Origin of the sequence: Pseudomonas chlororaphis subsp. piscium (assembly GCF_003850345.1) — a bacterium.
Taxonomy (GTDB): Bacteria; Pseudomonadota; Gammaproteobacteria; order Pseudomonadales; family Pseudomonadaceae; genus Aquipseudomonas; species Aquipseudomonas piscium.
On record NZ_CP027707.1, the window covers coordinates 938,872 to 955,922 of the forward strand.

Annotated in this window: 16 protein-coding genes; 13 read left to right on the forward strand and 3 right to left on the reverse strand. The window is 59.2% G+C overall.

Features of this window, described 5'->3' with window-relative positions; translation table 11 throughout:
* Positions 1–50 precede the first annotated feature (50 nt).
* From C4K38_RS04190 to C4K38_RS04200, 3 genes are read left to right on the forward strand one after another with little or no spacing between them, the layout of a single operon-like run.
* Positions 51–1,454 carry a sodium-dependent transporter gene (locus tag C4K38_RS04190; RefSeq protein ID WP_053277399.1) on the forward strand — a complete coding sequence of 468 codons (1,404 nt, stop codon included), beginning with the start codon at positions 51–53 and terminating at the stop codon, positions 1,452–1,454.
* A gap of 7 nt (positions 1,455–1,461) precedes the next feature.
* Entirely contained in the window at positions 1,462–1,896 is a 435-nt protein-coding gene (locus C4K38_RS04195) for a type II toxin-antitoxin system RatA family toxin (protein ID WP_053277400.1), read from the forward strand.
* Complete coding sequence (locus C4K38_RS04200; protein ID WP_053277401.1) at positions 1,889–2,209, forward strand: RnfH family protein; 321 nt, start codon at positions 1,889–1,891, stop codon at positions 2,207–2,209. The genes C4K38_RS04195 and C4K38_RS04200 overlap by 8 nt, the downstream gene beginning before the upstream one ends.
* Before the next feature lie 58 nt (positions 2,210–2,267).
* On the opposite strand, the gene C4K38_RS04205 is transcribed toward C4K38_RS04200, so the two are convergent.
* Positions 2,268–2,795 (reverse strand): outer membrane protein assembly factor BamE, encoded by a 528-nt coding sequence (locus C4K38_RS04205; protein ID WP_025810030.1) that lies wholly within the window; start codon positions 2,793–2,795, stop codon positions 2,268–2,270.
* 98 nt (positions 2,796–2,893) lie between these two features.
* Here C4K38_RS04205 and fur point away from each other — a divergent pair, with 98 nt between their 5' ends.
* Complete coding sequence (fur, locus tag C4K38_RS04210; protein ID WP_007920840.1) at positions 2,894–3,298, forward strand: ferric iron uptake transcriptional regulator; 405 nt, start codon at positions 2,894–2,896, stop codon at positions 3,296–3,298.
* Positions 3,299–3,388: 90 nt separating this feature from the next.
* Here fur and recN read toward each other — a convergent pair whose 3' ends face one another.
* Positions 3,389–5,062, reverse strand: a complete 1,674-nt coding sequence (recN, locus tag C4K38_RS04215; RefSeq protein WP_053277402.1) for a DNA repair protein RecN — start codon at positions 5,060–5,062, stop codon at positions 3,389–3,391.
* Positions 5,063–5,314: 252 nt separating this feature from the next.
* Here recN and grpE point away from each other — a divergent pair, with 252 nt between their 5' ends.
* The 8 genes from grpE to C4K38_RS04255 all read left to right on the forward strand — a co-directional run bounded on the left by grpE (position 5,315) and on the right by C4K38_RS04255 (position 15,793).
* Positions 5,315–5,881, forward strand: coding sequence for a nucleotide exchange factor GrpE (gene grpE, locus C4K38_RS04220; protein WP_053277403.1), 567 nt, complete (start codon positions 5,315–5,317; stop codon positions 5,879–5,881).
* A gap of 102 nt (positions 5,882–5,983) precedes the next feature.
* Complete coding sequence (gene dnaK, locus C4K38_RS04225) at positions 5,984–7,900, forward strand: molecular chaperone DnaK (protein ID WP_009042117.1); 1,917 nt, start codon at positions 5,984–5,986, stop codon at positions 7,898–7,900.
* 324 nt (positions 7,901–8,224) lie between these two features.
* On the forward strand, positions 8,225–9,349 hold the full coding sequence (gene dnaJ / locus C4K38_RS04230) for a molecular chaperone DnaJ (protein WP_053277404.1): 1,125 nt from the start codon (positions 8,225–8,227) through the stop codon (positions 9,347–9,349).
* 10 nt (positions 9,350–9,359) lie between these two features.
* Positions 9,360–10,166 carry a 4-hydroxy-tetrahydrodipicolinate reductase gene (dapB, locus tag C4K38_RS04235; RefSeq protein WP_053277405.1) on the forward strand — a complete coding sequence of 269 codons (807 nt, stop codon included), beginning with the start codon at positions 9,360–9,362 and terminating at the stop codon, positions 10,164–10,166.
* A gap of 258 nt (positions 10,167–10,424) precedes the next feature.
* On the forward strand, positions 10,425–11,561 hold the full coding sequence (gene carA / locus C4K38_RS04240) for a glutamine-hydrolyzing carbamoyl-phosphate synthase small subunit (RefSeq protein ID WP_053277406.1): 1,137 nt from the start codon (positions 10,425–10,427) through the stop codon (positions 11,559–11,561).
* Positions 11,562–11,665: 104 nt separating this feature from the next.
* Complete coding sequence (gene carB / locus C4K38_RS04245) at positions 11,666–14,887, forward strand: carbamoyl-phosphate synthase large subunit (protein WP_053277407.1); 3,222 nt, start codon at positions 11,666–11,668, stop codon at positions 14,885–14,887.
* On the forward strand, positions 14,884–15,360 hold the full coding sequence (gene greA, locus C4K38_RS04250) for a transcription elongation factor GreA (protein WP_025810040.1): 477 nt from the start codon (positions 14,884–14,886) through the stop codon (positions 15,358–15,360). The genes carB and greA overlap by 4 nt, the downstream gene beginning before the upstream one ends.
* 28 nt (positions 15,361–15,388) lie before the next feature.
* Positions 15,389–15,793 carry a hypothetical protein gene (locus C4K38_RS04255; RefSeq protein WP_053277408.1) on the forward strand — a complete coding sequence of 135 codons (405 nt, stop codon included), beginning with the start codon at positions 15,389–15,391 and terminating at the stop codon, positions 15,791–15,793.
* 12 nt (positions 15,794–15,805) lie between these two features.
* Here C4K38_RS04255 and C4K38_RS04260 read toward each other — a convergent pair whose 3' ends face one another.
* Positions 15,806–16,114 (reverse strand): YhbY family RNA-binding protein, encoded by a 309-nt coding sequence (locus tag C4K38_RS04260; protein ID WP_007920867.1) that lies wholly within the window; start codon positions 16,112–16,114, stop codon positions 15,806–15,808.
* Positions 16,115–16,220: 106 nt separating this feature from the next.
* Here C4K38_RS04260 and rlmE point away from each other — a divergent pair, with 106 nt between their 5' ends.
* The gene (gene rlmE, locus C4K38_RS04265) at positions 16,221–16,850 is read left to right on the forward strand and encodes a 23S rRNA (uridine(2552)-2'-O)-methyltransferase RlmE (RefSeq protein WP_007920869.1); all 630 of its coding nucleotides are present in this window, start codon (positions 16,221–16,223) and stop codon (positions 16,848–16,850) included.
* Positions 16,851–17,051: the final 201 nt, after the last annotated feature.

The window sequence follows — 17,051 nt, forward strand, 5'->3', positions numbered from 1 at the left end:
GTGAATCCCGGACAATGCGCGCTCTTTTTTCTCGGTTGGGCGCGTTTTTGATGTCGACGGACAAGGTTTCTGTCCACGGCGGCTGGGCCAGTCGCTGGGTTTTCATACTCGCTGCGACTGGTTCTGCCGTGGGCCTGGGCAGTATCTGGAAATTCCCTTACATGGTCGGCGTCTACGGTGGTGGCGCCTTTGTCCTGGTATTTCTGGCCTGCATCGCACTGATCGGCGTGCCGGTAATGCTGGCGGAAACCCTGATCGGACGTCGCGCCCGGCAAAGCCCGGCCAATGCCTTGAAGGCGCTGGCCCTGGAAGCCGGGCATTCGGCCAAGTGGTCCTGGGGCGCGTTCGCCGGGATGATCACCGCCCTACTGATTCTTTCCTTTTACAGCGTGGTTGGTGGTTGGTCGCTGGACTACATCATCGATATGGGCCGTGGCGATTTCCAGGGTGTGACGGCGGATCAGGTCGGCGCTTATTTCGGCAAGGTGATCGCCGACCCCTGGCGGCTGACGCTGTGGCACACGCTGTTCATGTTGTTGTCGGCGGCCGTCATCGCCCAAGGGGTGGTGGCCGGGCTTGAGCGCAGCCTGCGGATCATGATGCCGCTGCTGTTCGTGATGCTGGTGATTCTGCTGGGTTACAGCATGACCACCGGGCATTTCATGGAAGGCGTGCATTTCATGTTCGATTTCAGCACCGACAAGCTGCTTGACGGCCTGTTGCCGGCCATGGGGCATGCGTTCTTTTCCCTGAGCGTCGGTGTCGGTTCCATCATGATCTACGGCGCTTACATGCCGAAGCATTCATCCATTTCCGGCACTATTGTCGGCGTGGCGCTGCTGGATACCTTCGTTTCGCTGCTGGCGGGGCTGGCGCTGTTCCCGATCGTGTTCGCCGCCGGGCTGAACCCGAGTGAAGGTCCGGGGCTGATGTTTGTCAGTTTGCCTTTTGCCTTTGGTAATGTGGCGTTCGGCCAGTTGATGGGCGTGGTGTTTTTTGTCCTGGTGGCCATTGCCGCCTGGAGCTCGGCGATTTCGCTGTTGGAGCCGATGGTGGCTTACCTGGTGGAGCGGACTCGAGTCCGTCGTGGCTGGGTGACATTCTGGCTGGCGTTTACCTGCTGGTTCGTCGGATTGGGAACGGTGTTCTCCTTCAATATCTGGCAGCAGGCCAAGTTTTTCGTGAACGAAGGCGGGGCTTTCCACCTCTACCAATGGGGGGCGGCGGGTGGTCTGGATTTCTTCGGGGTGATCGATTTCTTCACCTCGCGGATCATGTTGCCCTTGGGTGGCCTCTGCTTTGTGGTGTTCGCGGGTTGGGTGATGGGGCGCGAGGCGGTTTGTGATGAACTGTCGATTCGCAGCCCGCTGCTTTTTGCCCTCACCCTGTTTTTGATGCGCTATGTGGCGCCCATCGGCATTCTTATAGTGTTTGCCGCCCAGTTGTGGAAATGACGCTGACATGACGACACATATTCAACGCTCGGCCCTGCTGCCTTATCCGGCGCAGTTTTTGTACGACCTGGTCAATGACGTGGCGCGCTACCCGGAGTTTCTGCCCTGGTGCTCGTCGGCCGAAGTGCTGGAGAGCAGCGAGGTGCAGATGCGCGCCAGCCTGGCCGTTGCCAAGGGCGGGCTCAGCCAGCATTTCGTCACGCGCAATACCCTGGTGCCGGGGCAGTCGATCGAGATGAACCTGGAAGAAGGGCCGTTCAACCAGTTGCACGGCGTGTGGGTTTTCAAGCCGCTGGGTGAGAAGGCCTGCAAGATCAGCCTGGATTTGTCGTTCGACTATGCCGGTCCACTGGTTCGCGCGACCTTGGGGCCGCTGTTCAATCAGGCGGCCAATACCCTGGTCGATGCGTTTTGTCAGCGGGCCAAACAGCTGCATGCTTGAGCCCATGATTGAAGTCGAGGTGGTGTATGCCGCGGTCGACCGGCAGCTATTGCTCAGCGTTGCTGTGCCGTCGGGGACTACTGTCCGTGCGGCAGTGAAAAGCTCTGGAATAGGTGCACAATTTCCAGAGCTAGACCTGGACAGCTGTCCACTGGGGATCTTTGGCAAAGCAGTTGCGGACCCTGGGACTCAGGTGGTTCGGGCGGACGATCGCATCGAAATCTACCGTCCATTGCTGGCCGATCCCAAAGAGGTTCGACGTCTGCGCGCGGCAAAGGCAGCGCAGGCCCGGGCTCGTACTTCAGAGTCCTGAACAAATCGACAGACAACAAAAAGCCCGGGCTCGCCGGGCTTTTTTATTCCACCACAAATTATTGCGGCGAGGTATCCAGAGGTTCTGGTGTTGGCACCGGAACGGTCTCGACGTTGTCGACGTCCTTCTGGATCTGATCGAGCAGAGAGCCAGGCTTGGCCGGTTTTTCCGGTTTTGGCTGCTCGGCGTTTGCGGCAGGGGTGGTCACGGTAGTGCCGCTGTCCTTGCCCAGGATGGCTTCGTCGCGGCTTACGCCAGGCATGAAGTCACCGGAAAGGCTGACCAGTTGGTCGTTACCGTTGAAGATAACGCTGACGCGCTCCTGCTGGCGTTCACCGCCACCTGGTTGCAGGCTGTACAGATAATCCCAGCGATCGGCGTGGAACGTGTCGGTCAACAGAGGGTTGCCCATGATAAACCGTACTTGCCGGCGGGTCATTCCCGGGCGTAACTGGTCTATCATGTCCTGCGTGACGACATTGCCCTGCTGGATGTCGATTTTGTAAACCCCGGGGAATGAACAACCGGCGAGTGCGAGCAGTCCCACGAAGGTGAAACTGGTTAGCAAGAGCTTGGTGTTTTGCATCGGTGGGCGACTTCCACTATCTTGGCTGGGACAACGTAAACCCCGATCATACCCGCATTAAGAGAAGCTGCGAAGCAGCATCCGCGAGAAAGCTGACCATGGTTGAAAATAGCGAACTACGTAAAGCCGGCCTTAAAGTGACTCTGCCACGGGTCAAAATTCTACAAATGCTCGATTCCGCCGAGCAGCGACACATGAGCGCCGAGGATGTTTACAAGGCGCTGATGGAAGCTGGCGAGGATGTCGGTCTGGCCACGGTTTACCGTGTTCTGACCCAGTTTGAAGCAGCAGGCCTTGTGGTACGCCACAACTTTGATGGCGGTCATGCTGTATTCGAACTGGCTGACGGCGGTCACCACGACCACATGGTCAACGTGGATTCCGGTGAAGTGATCGAATTCTTCGACGAAGAAATCGAGAAGCTTCAGAAGGCGATTGTCGAGAAGCATGGCTTCGAGTTGGTGGATCACAACTTGGTGCTGTACGTACGCACGAAGAAATAAGCATGTCGCGCGGATGCTGTCCGCGAAACGATCGAAGGCGACCCAAGGGTCGCCTTCGTGCTTTCTGCTCTTTATTAAAGGGGCGGGGAGTCAAGCCTTGGCGGTAACCACCATTTTTTTCGCGTGGGCCAGCGACTCCTTGGTCAGGTCGATGCCGCCCAGCATGCGTGCCACCTCTTCGATCCGCTCGGTCTTGCCCAGTTTGGAAACCGCGGTGTGAGTCGCATCGCTGCCGCGCACCTTGTGCACAAAAAGATGTTGATGGCCCTGGGCTGCCACCTGCGGCAAGTGGGTGACCGTCAAGACTTGTCCGCGCTCACCGAGGCGGCGTAGCAACTGGCCGACGATTTCCGCGGTCGGGCCGCCGATGCCGACGTCCACTTCGTCGAATACCAGGGTCGGGACGCGAGAGGTTTGCGCGGTAATCACCTGGATCGCCAGGCTGATCCGCGACAGCTCGCCTCCGGATGCCACTTTGGCCAGGGCCTTGAGCGGCTGGCCGGGGTTGGCGCTGACCAGCAGCTCGACCTGCTCAAGGCCGTTGGGCTGCAGCTCGTCGCTGCTGTTGGCGCGCAGCTCGATGGTGAAGCGGCCCCCGGGCATGCCCAGGCGCTGGATTTCCTGTTCGACGGCGCTGGCCAGGCTGGTTGCCGCCTGCTGGCGCAGCTCGCTCAGCTCCCTGGCTTTTTCGTGATAGTGCCGGGCAAAGGACTTCAACTCGTCGCCCAGGCGCTCGATGGACTCGTCGTTGGCATCCAGGGTTTCGATTTCCTCCAGCAGTTTCTGCTGCATGGCCGCCACCTCGGTGGGCTGGATCCGGTGTTTGCGAGCCAGGGTGTAGATAGCGTCCAGCCGCTCTTCCAGTTGTTGCAGGCGCGCCGGGTCCGCATCGAAATGGTCGACGAAGCGATTCAGTTCGCCGACGGCCTCTTCGACCTGGATCTGCGCGCTGGCCAGCAGGTTGGTAGCTTCCGCCAGGGCGCCGGAGCTGTTGCCGATGCTCGACAGGCGATTGAGGCTCACTGTCAGGGCGCTGAGGACATTACCCGAATCACTTTCGCTGCAATGCTCGACGACCTGCCGGCAGATGCCCAGCAGGCTTTCGGCATTGGTCAGGTTCTTGTGTTCGAGTTCCAGTTGCTCGAGTTCGTTTTCGCCTAAGGCAAGGTTCTCCAGTTCTTCCAGCTGATAGCTGAGGAGCTGGTGGCGAGCCCGCTGCTCGTCCCCGGAGTTGGACAGGCGCTCTAGCTCCTGGCGGGTCTGGCGCCAGCGCTGGGCCGCCAGCGATACCTGGCGGGCCAGGTCGGTGGCGCCGGCGTACTCGTCGAGCAGGCGGCGGTGAGTGTCGGTTTTCAGTAGCGACTGGTGTTCATGCTGGCTGTGGATATCGATCAGCAGTTCGCCGAGGGCCTTGAGGTCGCCTAGCGGGCAGGGGGAACCGTTGATGTAGCCGCGGGAACGACCTTCGGCGGTGATGACCCGGCGCAGGATGCACGGGCTGTCGTTATCCAGGTCGCGTTCGGCGAGCCAGGTGCGGGCCTCGGGGATGTCTTCGAGATCGAAGGTGGCGAGGATGTCGGCCTTGTCGGCGCCTGGGCGTACCACGCCGCTGTCGGCGCGATCACCCAGGGTCAGTCCCAGGGCGTCGAGCATGATCGACTTGCCGGCGCCGGTTTCACCCGTGATGACGCTCATCCCGCGATCCAGTTCCAGATCGAGATGTTCAACGATGGCGTAGTTGTGTACGGACAGGTGCACCAGCATAAAGGCCGCTCCCAAGCTTTAGGTCTGGTTATTTATACAGTGTTTTGTTTTCGGCTGACAATGCTTGGGCTTAGCTCGATTCGCTTGTTTGGCGGATTTTTTTATCGCGTGTGGGAATGGTTGGTGAGCGGCGTTTTGCTTCGCGCAATGATTTTTGCCGAGGGCGCGGCCCTTGAACCTGAAAAATGCGACCCCATATACCGGGGCAGAAGCGTGAGTTGAGCTCGCGGACGATATTGAAAGGAGAATTTTATGGCTGACGAACAGACGCTGGACACGCAAAACCCCGACGCCAATCAGGCCCCTGAGGCTTCGGGCGAAGATCTGGCGGCTCGTGTGCAAGTGCTCGAAGAGCAGTTGGCTGGCGCTCAGGATCAGGCACTGCGTGTTGCGGCCGATCTGCAGAACGTCCGCCGCCGTGCCGAGCAGGATGTAGAAAAAGCTCACAAATTCGCCCTCGAGCGTTTTGCTGGCGACCTGCTGCCGGTGATCGACAGCCTCGAGCGCGGTCTTGAGTTGTCCAGCCCGGACGACGAAAGCATTCGCCCGATGCGTGAAGGTATCGAGCTGACCCTGAAGATGTTCCAGGACACCCTGAAGCGTTATCAACTGGAAGCGATCGATCCGCACGGCGAACCGTTCAACGCTGAACAGCACCAGGCGATGGCCATGCAGGAAAGTGCCGACGTCGAGCCGAACAGCGTTCTCAAGGTGTTCCAGAAGGGTTATCAGCTCAACGGTCGCCTGCTGCGCCCGGCCATGGTCGTGGTCAGCAAGGCACCTGCACCGGTTTCGCCTTCGATTGACGAGAAGGCTTGAAATCGCGCACAGGGCCCCCATTTATAGGCCAAGCGTTTAAGTGCTACCGCAGTCGGCCACCACTGCTGCGGCAACAAAATCCAAAGTTTCGGGAGAGTTAACATGGGCAAAATTATCGGTATCGACCTGGGGACTACCAACTCCTGCGTCTCCATTCTTGAAAACGGCAACGTAAAGGTTATCGAAAACGCTGAAGGCGCGCGTACCACGCCGTCCATCATCGCTTACGCCAACGATGGCGAAATTCTGGTTGGCCAGTCGGCCAAGCGTCAGGCAGTGACCAATCCGCATAACACCCTGTACGCGGTGAAGCGTCTGATCGGTCGTCGTTTCGACGAAGAAGTCGTACAGAAAGACATCCAGATGGTCCCTTACAAGATCGTCAAGGCTGACAACAACGACGCCTGGGTTGAAGTGAACGGCCAGAAAATGGCTCCGCCACAGATCTCGGCTGAAATCCTCAAGAAAATGAAGAAGACCGCCGAAGACTACCTCGGCGAGGCTGTGACCGAAGCGGTGATCACCGTTCCAGCCTACTTCAACGACAGCCAGCGTCAGGCGACCAAGGACGCCGGCCGCATCGCGGGCCTGGACGTTAAACGTATCATCAACGAACCAACCGCGGCCGCTCTGGCTTACGGCATGGACAAGGCCAAGGGCGATCACACCGTGATCGTTTATGACCTGGGTGGCGGTACCTTCGACGTTTCCGTGATCGAAATCGCTGAAGTCGATGGCGAGCACCAGTTCGAAGTACTGGCAACCAACGGTGACACCTTCCTCGGTGGTGAAGACTTCGACATCCGTCTGATCGACTACCTCGTGGACGAGTTCAAGAAAGAAAGCGGCATGAACCTCAAGGGTGACCCGCTGGCCATGCAACGTCTGAAAGAAGCCGCTGAAAAGGCCAAGATCGAGCTGTCCTCGAGCCAGCAGACCGACGTCAACCTGCCGTACATCACCGCAGACGCCACCGGTCCTAAGCACCTGAACGTGAAGATCTCCCGCGCCAAGCTGGAATCGCTGGTTGAAGACCTGGTTCAGCGCACCATCGAGCCTTGCCGCATCGCCATGAAAGACGCCGGTATCGACGTCAGCAAGATCGACGACGTGATCCTGGTCGGCGGTCAGACCCGTATGCCGCTGGTGCAGAAGCTGGTGACCGATTTCTTCGGTAAGGAAGCACGCAAGGACGTGAACCCGGACGAAGCTGTCGCCATGGGTGCTGCCATCCAGGGCGCGGTATTGGCCGGTGACGTGAAAGACGTACTGCTGCTGGACGTCAGCCCGCTGACCCTGGGTATCGAAACCATGGGCGGCGTGATGACCGCGCTGATCGAGAAAAACACCACGATTCCTACCAAGAAATCGCAAGTGTTCTCGACTGCCGACGACAACCAGGGCGCAGTGACCATTCACGTGCTGCAGGGCGAGCGTAAGCAAGCCGCGCAGAACAAGTCCCTGGGCAAGTTCGACCTGGCCGAGATTCCACCAGCTCCACGTGGCGTACCGCAAATCGAAGTGACCTTCGACATCGACGCCAACGGCATCCTGCACGTAGGTGCGAAAGACAAGGCGACCGGCAAGACCCAGTCGATCGTGATCAAGGCCAACTCCGGTCTGTCCGAGGAAGAAATTCAGCAGATGGTTCGTGATGCTGAAGTCAACGCCGAAGAAGACCGCAAGTTCGAAGAGCTGGCCAGCGCGCGTAACCAAGGCGATGCCCTGGTTCACTCGACTCGCAAGATGATCGCTGACGCGGGCGACAAAGTGACCGCTGAAGAGAAGGCCGCGATCGAAGCTGCCGTGGTTGCCCTTGAAGCCGCTATCAAAGGCGACGACAAGGCTGCCATCGACGCCAAGGTCGAAGAACTGTCGAAAGTGTCGGCTCCGGTTGCCCAGAAGATGTACGCCGAGCAGGCTCAGCCGGCAGAAGGCGCAGCTTCGCAGGCCGAGTCGGCCGAGAAAGCCGACGACGTCGTCGACGCCGAGTTCGAAGAAGTAAAAGACCACAAGTAAGACTGCTTGTTGGTCGGCCGGTTGACTGCCTTTGTGCGGTGACTGGTAGGATGTCGCCGCGCGGGAGCTTGCTCCCGCGTTGGCGTGTCTGGAGCAAGCGAATTTTTTACGGCGTGCGGCTCTTTTCGCGCGCTGGCGGTACGGTCGGAAATGCTCCTGCTTTCCGTTCGGGATTACCGCAATTGTCGGCCAGTCTGTTGGTCGTCTATCCAAGACCAGGATCGTTGAATTGACGTGAGTTGGGTCCGGGCCTGTATTGGGGCTCAACGAGTTTGACGAGGCTCAGGAGAGCGCTGTCGAACGTCCTTAAGAGTGTGAAGACTTATGGCAAAGCGTGACTATTACGAAGTATTGGGTGTGGAGCGAGGCTCGAGCGAAGCCGACCTGAAAAAGGCTTACCGTCGCCTGGCGATGAAGCACCACCCTGACCGTAATCCCGACGACAAAGCGTCGGAAGATATGTTCAAAGAGGCCAACGAGGCCTACGAAGTATTGTCTGACTCGAGCAAGCGCGCGGCTTATGACCAGTACGGTCATGCCGGTGTCGATCCGAGTATGGGCGGTGGTGGTGCCGGTTTCGGTGGCCAGAACTTCTCCGACATCTTTGGCGATGTCTTCAGTGATTTCTTTGGTGGTGGTCGTGGCGGCTCCCGTGGCGGCGCTCAGCGTGGCAGCGACTTGCGCTACACCCTGGAGCTGAACCTGGAAGAGGCGGTGCGCGGTACCACCGTGAATATCCGCGTTCCGACGCTGGTCAACTGCAAGCCTTGCGATGGCTCGGGGGCGAAGAAAGGCTCCTCGCCTGTTACCTGTCCGACCTGTGGCGGTATCGGCCAAGTGCGCATGCAGCAGGGCTTCTTCTCGGTGCAGCAGACCTGCCCGCGTTGCCATGGCCAGGGCAAGATCATTTCCGACCCGTGCGATTCCTGCCACGGCGAAGGTCGTGTCGAAGAGTACAAGACGCTGTCGGTGAAAGTGCCGGCGGGTGTCGATACCGGCGACCGCATTCGTTTGTCCGGCGAAGGAGAGGCGGGTACCCAGGGTGGCCCTACGGGCGACCTGTATGTGGTGATCAATGTGCGTGAGCACTCGATCTTCCAGCGCGACGGTAAGCACCTGTTCTGTGAAGTGCCTATCAGCTTCGTTGACGCGGCGCTGGGCGGCGAGCTGGAAATCCCGACGCTGGATGGTCGGGTCAAGTTGAAGATTCCTGAGGGGACCCAGACCGGCAAGCAGTTCCGCGTGCGCGGCAAGGGTGTTGCCCCGGTTCGTGGTGGCGGCGCTGGCGACTTGATGTGCCGCGTTGCGGTGGAAACTCCGGTGAACCTGAGTCGTCGTCAGCGTGAGCTGCTCGAAGAGCTGCGTGGCTCCCTGGCGGATGACAATACCCACTCGCCGAAAACCACTGGCTGGTTCGAAGGCGTGAAGCGCTTCTTCGGTGACCTGTAAGGAGCGCTGCATGCGACGTATAGCTGTAATGGGCGCCGCAGGGCGCATGGGCAAGAATCTGGTGGAGGCTGTGCAACAGCGCTCGCCGCTCTCCGGGCTTACCGCGGCCATCGTGCGGCCTGGCAGTTCGTTGGTTGGTGCCGATGCTGGCGAGCTGGCATCGCTGGGGCGCATCGGTGTGCCGATGTCCGACAGCCTGGAAAAGGTCGCCGATGAGTTCGATGTATTGATCGATTTCACGCTTCCGGAAGTGATGCTGAAGAACCTGGCATTCTGCCGCAAGGCAGGCAAGGCCATGGTAATCGGTACCACGGGGCTGGGCGCCAAGGAAAAGCAGATGCTGGCCGAGGCGGGCAAGGATATTCCGATCGTGTTCGCCGCCAACTTCAGCGTTGGCGTCAACCTGTCGCTGAAGCTGCTCGACATGGCGGCTCGCGTGCTGGGCGATGATGCGGACATCGAAATCATCGAAGCGCATCACCGGCACAAGATCGACGCGCCTTCGGGTACCGCGTTGCGCATGGGCGAGGTGATTGCCGATGCGCTGGGGCGTGATCTGCAGAAGGTCGCGGTTTATGGTCGCGAAGGCCATACCGGTGCCCGCGAGCGTGAAACCATTGGGTTCGCCACTGTTCGTGGTGGTGATGTGGTTGGTGATCACACCGTATTGTTCGCTGCCGAGGGCGAGCGCCTGGAGATCGTCCACAAGGCCTCCAGCCGCATGACTTTCGCCAAGGGCGCGGTACGTGCTGCGTTGTGGCTGGACGGTCGTCCGGCGGGTCTTTATGACATGCAGGATGTGCTGGATCTGCGTTGAGATGCATCCAAAACAGGGCCAAGCTTCGCGCTTGAGCCCTGTTTTTACCCGCTAAGCGATGTTCTGTCGCATTCCTCTGCCTTTAAGGCTCTTTAGCGGTGGACCAAAAAAGCCTTTTTCTGTAAGCTACAGCTTTAGTGTGTCCACTAAAAGCGCGCAGAATAATTCGGTGAAGAAGCGGGGTGACGTGTCCATACGTCACTCCGCTTTTTTACAACCTGCGATCGCCCTTTCAGGCTTTATTTACGGGAGGTCTTCTTGACTAAGCCAGCCATACTCGCCCTTGCTGATGGCAGCATTTTTCGCGGCGAAGCCATTGGAGCCGACGGTCAGACCGTTGGTGAGGTGGTGTTTAACACCGCAATGACCGGCTATCAGGAAATCCTTACCGATCCTTCCTACGCCCAACAGATCGTTACCCTGACCTACCCGCACATCGGCAACACCGGCACCACGCCGGAAGACGCCGAGTCCGATCGTGTCTGGTCGGCCGGTCTGGTGATTCGCGACCTGCCGCTGGTTGCGAGCAACTGGCGTAACACCCTGTCCCTGTCCGACTACCTGAAAGCCAACAACGTCGTGGCGATCGCCGGTATCGACACTCGTCGCCTGACGCGCATCCTGCGCGAAAAAGGCGCGCAGAACGGCTGCATCATGGCTGGCGACAATATCTCCGACGAAGCGGCGATTGCCGCTGCGCGCGGCTTCCCTGGCCTGAAAGGCATGGATCTGGCGAAGGTCGTCAGCACCAAGGAAAGCTACGAGTGGCGTTCCAGCGTCTGGAACCTGAAGACCGACAGTCATCCGACCATCGAGGCTTCCGAGTTGCCATACCACGTGGTTGCCTATGACTACGGCGTCAAGCTGAACATCCTGCGCATGCTGGTCGAGCGCGGTTGCCGCGTGACCGTAGTGCCTGCGCAAACTCCGGCCAGCGACGTCCTGGCGCTCAAGCCTGACGGTGTGTTCCTGTCCAACGGTCCTGGCGACCCCGAGCCTTGCGATTACGCCATCCAGGCGATCAAGGACGTGCTGGAAACCGAGATCCCGGTCTTCGGTATCTGCTTGGGCCACCAACTGCTGGCACTGGCCTCCGGCGCCAAGACGGTGAAGATGGGCCACGGCCACCACGGTGCCAACCACCCGGTCCAGGACCTGGACAGCGGTGTAGTGATGATCACCAGCCAGAACCACGGTTTTGCGGTGGACGAAACCACTCTGCCGGGCAACGTGCGGGCGATCCACAAGTCGCTGTTCGACGGCACCCTGCAAGGCATCGAGCGTACCGACAAGAGCGCATTCAGCTTCCAGGGTCACCCTGAAGCGAGTCCGGGCCCGAACGATGTGGCGCCGCTGTTCGATCGTTTCATCAACGAGATGGCCAAGCGACGCTGAGTGCCCGCCACTGAAGGTGGCCCCGATATCGGCGGCCCCTTCAGCGCTTCAGAGATTTGATCAAGACGGCTTGCCGACTGACCTGCGGATTTGAGTGACAACCCATGCCAAAACGTACAGACATTAAAAGCATCCTGATTCTCGGCGCTGGCCCGATCGTGATCGGCCAGGCCTGCGAATTCGACTACTCCGGCGCCCAGGCCTGCAAGGCTCTGCGCGAAGAGGGTTACCGGGTCATCCTGGTGAACTCGAACCCGGCGACCATCATGACCGACCCGGCCATGGCCGACGCCACCTACATCGAGCCGATCAAGTGGCAGACCGTTGCCAAGATCATCGAGAAAGAGCGTCCGGACGCTCTGCTGCCGACCATGGGTGGCCAGACCGCGCTGAACTGCGCCCTGGACCTGGAGCGCGAAGGCGTTCTGGAGAAGTTCGGCGTGGAAATGATCGGCGCCAACGCCGACACCATCGACAAGGCCGAAGACCGTTCGCGCTTTGACACCGCGATGAAGGCGATCGGCCTGGAGTGCCCGCGCTCCGGTATCGCCCACAGCATGGACGAGGCCAATGCGGTCCTCGAGAAGCTGGGCTTCCCGTGCATTATCCGTCCGTCCTTCACCATGGGCGGCACCGGTGGCGGTATCGCCTACAACCGTGAAGAGTTCGAAGAGATCTGCGCCCGCGGCCTGGACCTTTCGCCGACCAAGGAACTGCTGATCGACGAATCGCTGATTGGCTGGAAAGAGTACGAGATGGAGGTGGTCCGCGATAAGAAGGACAACTGCATCATCGTTTGCTCGATCGAAAACTTCGACCCGATGGGCGTGCACACCGGTGACTCGATCACCGTGGCTCCAGCACAGACCCTGACCGACAAGGAATACCAGATCCTGCGTAACGCCTCCCTGGCGGTGCTGCGCGAGATCGGCGTGGAAACCGGTGGCTCCAACGTCCAGTTCGGCATCTGCCCGGATACTGGTCGCATGGTCGTGATCGAGATGAACCCGCGGGTATCCCGTTCTTCGGCTCTGGCTTCGAAAGCCACCGGCTTCCCGATCGCCAAGGTCGCGGCCAAGCTGGCCGTGGGTTACACCCTGGACGAACTGTCGAACGACATCACTGGCGGCAAGACCCCGGCGTCCTTCGAGCCGTCCATCGACTACGTCGTGACCAAGCTGCCACGCTTCGCCTTCGAAAAATTCGCCAAGGCTGACGCTCGCCTGACCACCCAGATGAAGTCGGTGGGTGAAGTGATGGCCATCGGCCGGACCTTCCAGGAATCCCTGCAGAAAGCGCTGCGCGGCCTGGAAGTGGGTGTCTGCGGCCTGGATCCGAAGCTTGACCTGAGCAACCCGGAAAGCATGAACGTGCTCAAGCGCGAGCTGACCGTACCGGGCGCCGAGCGTATCTGGTACGTGGCTGACGCCTTCCGTGCCGGCATGACCGTCGAGCAGATCTTCGGTATGAACATGATCGACCCTTGGTTCCTGGTGCAGATCGAAGATCTGATCAAGGAAGAGGAGAAGGTCAAGACTCTGGGGCTGTCGGCCATCGACCGCGACCTGATGTTCCGCCTCAAGCGCAAAGGTTTCTCCGACCAGCGTCTGGCCAAGCTGCTGGGCGTGACCGAGAAGAACCTGCGTACCCACCGCCACAAGCTGGAAGTGTTCCCGGTCTACAAGCGCGTCGACACCTGCGCGGCCGAGTTCGCCACCGATACCGCCTACCTGTACTCGACCTATGAGGAAGAGTGCGAGGCAGCGCCTTCGGGGCGCGACAAGATCATGATCCTGGGCGGCGGTCCGAACCGTATCGGCCAAGGCATCGAATTCGACTACTGCTGCGTGCACGCGGCACTGGCGCTGCGTGACGATGGTTATGAAACCATCATGGTCAACTGCAACCCGGAAACCGTTTCCACCGACTACGACACCTCCGATCGCCTGTACTTCGAGCCAGTGACCCTGGAAGACGTGCTGGAGATCGTCCGCGTCGAGAAGCCAAAAGGCGTGATTGTCCAGTACGGCGGCCAGACTCCGCTGAAACTGGCGCGTGCCCTGGAAGCGGCCGGCGTGCCGATCATCGGTACCAGCCCTGATGCCATCGACCGTGCCGAAGACCGTGAGCGCTTCCAGCAGATGGTCGAGCGCCTGAACCTGCGTCAGCCGCCAAACGCCACCGTGCGCAGCGAAGACGAAGCGATTCGTGCCGCGGCCAAGATCGGCTACCCGCTGGTGGTGCGTCCATCCTATGTGCTGGGCGGCCGGGCGATGGAAATCGTTTACGAAGAAGAAGAGCTCAAGCGCTACCTGCGTGAAGCGGTGCAGGTGTCCAACGACAGTCCGGTGCTGCTGGACCACTTCCTCAACTGCGCCATCGAGATGGACGTGGATGCGGTCTGCGACGGCAAGGATGTGGTGATCGGCGCGATCATGCAGCACATCGAACAGGCTGGCGTGCACTCCGGTGACTCCGCTTGCTCGCTGCCACCGTACTCGCTGCCTGCGCACATCCAGGACGAGATGCGTGAGCAGGTCAAGAAGATGGCGCTGGAGCTGGGTGTGGTTGGCCTGATGAACGTACAGCTGGCCCTGCAGGGCGAGCAGATCTACGTCATCGAAGTGAACCCGCGTGCTTCCCGTACCGTGCCGTTCGTTTCCAAGTGCATCGGTGTCTCCCTGGCAATGATCGCTGCGCGCGTCATGGCGGGTAAGACCCTGAAAGAGCTGGGCTTCACCAAGGAAATCATTCCTAACTTCTACAGCGTCAAGGAAGCGGTGTTCCCGTTCGCCAAGTTCCCGGGTGTCGACCCGATCCTCGGCCCAGAGATGAAGTCGACCGGTGAAGTGATGGGCGTCGGTGACACCTTCGGCGAAGCCTTTGCCAAGGCCCAGATGGGCGCCAGCGAAGTGCTGCCGACCGGCGGTACCGCATTCATCAGCGTGCGTGACGATGACAAGCCACTGGTTGCGGGCGTGGCTCGTGATCTGATCAACTTGGGCTTCGAAGTGGTCGCCACTGCCGGTACTGCCAAGCTGATCGAAGCGGCAGGCCTGAAGGTGCGCCGTGTGAACAAGGTGACTGAAGGTCGTCCACACGTGGTCGACATGATCAAGAATGACGAAGTCACGCTGATCATCAACACCACCGAAGGTCGTCAGTCGATCGCCGACTCCTACTCCATCCGTCGTAACGCCTTGCAGCACAAGATCTACTGCACCACTACCATTGCTGCGGGCGAGGCCATCTGCGAAGCGCTCAAGTTCGGTCCGGAAAAGACCGTGCGCCGCTTGCAGGATCTACATGCAGGATTGAAGGCATGATCAAATACCCAATGACTGTCCAGGGCGCTCGCGCCCTGGAAGAAGAGTTGACTCACCTGACCAAGGTCGTTCGTCCGAAGCTCAGCCAGGACATCGGTACGGCCCGCGAGTTGGGTGATTTGAAGGAAAACGCGGAATACCATGCCGCGCGTGAACAGCAAGGCATGGTCGAGGCGCGGATTCGTGATATCGAGGGTCGCATGCAGAATGCGGTGATCATCGATGTCACCACCATTCCTCATTCCGGTAAGGTGATTTTCGGTACCACTGTCGAAATCGCCAACGTCGAAACCGATGAGAGCGTCACCTACCAGATCGTTGGTGAGGATGAGGCTGACATCAAGCTCGGAAAGATCTCTGTAGGTTCGCCCATTGCCCGTGCCTTGATTGCCAAGGAAGAGGGTGATGTGGTTACCGTTAAAACGCCTAGCGGCGTGATCGAGTACGAGATTGTCGAAGTCCGCCACATCTGAACGAGGGCGCCTGCTGAATGCAGGCGCCATGCTTTGGCAACTGACCCAGATGTTGTGGGTTGGCGGTGTGTGGTTGTTGCATGTCGGCTTATTGCCGGTGCTGGGCCAGATTGGCCTGGCACCGTTGCTGATCGAAGAGATCGGTGGTGTGCTGAGTGCGCTGCTGGTTGGTTTTTCAGCGGTATGCGTCGTTCTTCAGATGCTGGTATTGGTGCGTGCTGAAGGGCTGGCGAGCCTGTGGCGGGATATGCGAGGGCAGTTGCTGTTGGTGGCGTTATGTGCGAGCGCGATGTATTTCGTGGTGCGCTTAGGGCTGTCGGATGTCGAGCGCTGGCAGTTGTTCAGCTATCTTGTCTTGGGTTTTTCCGGTCTGGTGCTGGTATTGCAGCCTGTACCTGGGTGGAGTGGCAGGGCGCGCGAAGCACGCCCTTGACCCCTGTCGACGTCAGTGGAAGCGATGGACGTTGGACAGTTGCTTGTTTACCTTGGCGTTCTTGCGATAAATCAACGCCATTTTGCCGATGACCTGCACCAGATCCGCTTTGCCGGCCTTGCACAGTTCTGCAATGGCTTCCAGGCGGGACTCGCGTTCGAGGATGTTGAGCTTGATCTTGATCAGCTCATGATCGCTCAAGGCGCGTTCAAGTTCGGCCAACACACCTTCGGTCAAACCGTTGTCAGCCACAGTCAATACTGGTTTCAGATGGTGGCCAATGGATTTGTACTGTTTCTTCTGCTCTTGAGTGAGCGGCATAATCTGACCCCTGCGTCTGATCTTGTAAAAAGCGGCGGCCAGTTTACCCGAGCGCGTCCGGGACCGCCCAGTTAATCACGACCCGTTTTATTTTTTGAGGTGGCCCGTGGCCCGTTCCAAGACAAGCCATAACTGGCTGAAAGAGCACTTCAACGACCCATTCGTCAAAATGGCGCAAAAAGATGGGTACCGTTCTCGTGCCAGCTACAAATTGCTGGAAATCCAGGAAAAGGATCGTTTGATCCGGCCGGGCATGAGCGTCATCGACCTGGGGGCGGCGCCAGGAGGCTGGTCGCAGGTGACCAGTCGTCTGATTGGCGGGCAGGGCCGGCTGATCGCGTCCGACATCCTGGAAATGGACAGCATCCCTGATGTGACCTTTATTCAGGGCGACTTCACTGAAGACGCTGTGTTGGCTCAAATTCTCGAGGCGGTCGGAAATTCCCAGGTTGACCTTGTGATTTCCGATATGGCCCCCAATATGAGTGGTACGCCTGCCGTAGATATGCCACGGGCGATGTTTCTGTGCGAGTTGGCACTTGATTTGGCGGGGCGGGTTCTTCGTCCCGGCGGCGACTTCCTGATAAAGATTTTCCAGGGAGAAGGTTTCGACGAATACCACAAGAATGTTCGCAAGATGTTCGACAAGGTAGTGATGCGTAAACCGAGTTCTTCCCGTGACCGTTCTCGCGAGCAATATCTGCTGGGACGTGGCTTTCGCGGGCGTATCGAGTAAAGGTTGTTTTTGACCGGGTTGATAGTTTTTTCGTATTTCGCCCCGGGGGCTTAAGCGAATATTGTGTAATCTGGGTTTCACAAAGGGTTACAGACAGCGCCTGCCAGAGCTGTAGGTAATGTAGTAAGTTAGGTCGGTGAATATCATGCGAAGCGCGCGCCAGCAGCGGAGCTTGCTTCAGAGGGTAGTTAATTGAACGAT

Excerpts from the sequence above, each read along its gene's own strand:
- C4K38_RS04200 (WP_053277401.1), top strand. The coding sequence starts at position 1,889 with ATGCTTGAGCCCATGATTGAAGTCGAGGTGGTGTATGCCGCGGTCGAC.
- C4K38_RS04260 (WP_007920867.1), bottom strand. The coding sequence starts at position 16,114 with ATGCCGCTCACTCAAGAGCAGAAGAAACAGTACAAATCCATTGGCCAC.
- C4K38_RS04195 (WP_053277400.1), top strand. The coding sequence starts at position 1,462 with ATGACGACACATATTCAACGCTCGGCCCTGCTGCCTTATCCGGCGCAG.
- dapB (WP_053277405.1), top strand. The coding sequence starts at position 9,360 with ATGCGACGTATAGCTGTAATGGGCGCCGCAGGGCGCATGGGCAAGAAT.
- carB (WP_053277407.1), top strand. The coding sequence starts at position 11,666 with ATGCCAAAACGTACAGACATTAAAAGCATCCTGATTCTCGGCGCTGGC.
- dnaK (WP_009042117.1), top strand. The coding sequence starts at position 5,984 with ATGGGCAAAATTATCGGTATCGACCTGGGGACTACCAACTCCTGCGTC.
- dnaJ (WP_053277404.1), top strand. The coding sequence starts at position 8,225 with ATGGCAAAGCGTGACTATTACGAAGTATTGGGTGTGGAGCGAGGCTCG.
- fur (WP_007920840.1), top strand. The coding sequence starts at position 2,894 with ATGGTTGAAAATAGCGAACTACGTAAAGCCGGCCTTAAAGTGACTCTG.
- C4K38_RS04190 (WP_053277399.1), top strand. The coding sequence starts at position 51 with ATGTCGACGGACAAGGTTTCTGTCCACGGCGGCTGGGCCAGTCGCTGG.
- recN (WP_053277402.1), bottom strand. The coding sequence starts at position 5,062 with ATGCTGGTGCACCTGTCCGTACACAACTACGCCATCGTTGAACATCTC.
- C4K38_RS04255 (WP_053277408.1), top strand. The coding sequence starts at position 15,389 with ATGCTTTGGCAACTGACCCAGATGTTGTGGGTTGGCGGTGTGTGGTTG.
- C4K38_RS04205 (WP_025810030.1), bottom strand. The coding sequence starts at position 2,795 with ATGCAAAACACCAAGCTCTTGCTAACCAGTTTCACCTTCGTGGGACTG.
- greA (WP_025810040.1), top strand. The coding sequence starts at position 14,884 with ATGATCAAATACCCAATGACTGTCCAGGGCGCTCGCGCCCTGGAAGAA.
- grpE (WP_053277403.1), top strand. The coding sequence starts at position 5,315 with ATGGCTGACGAACAGACGCTGGACACGCAAAACCCCGACGCCAATCAG.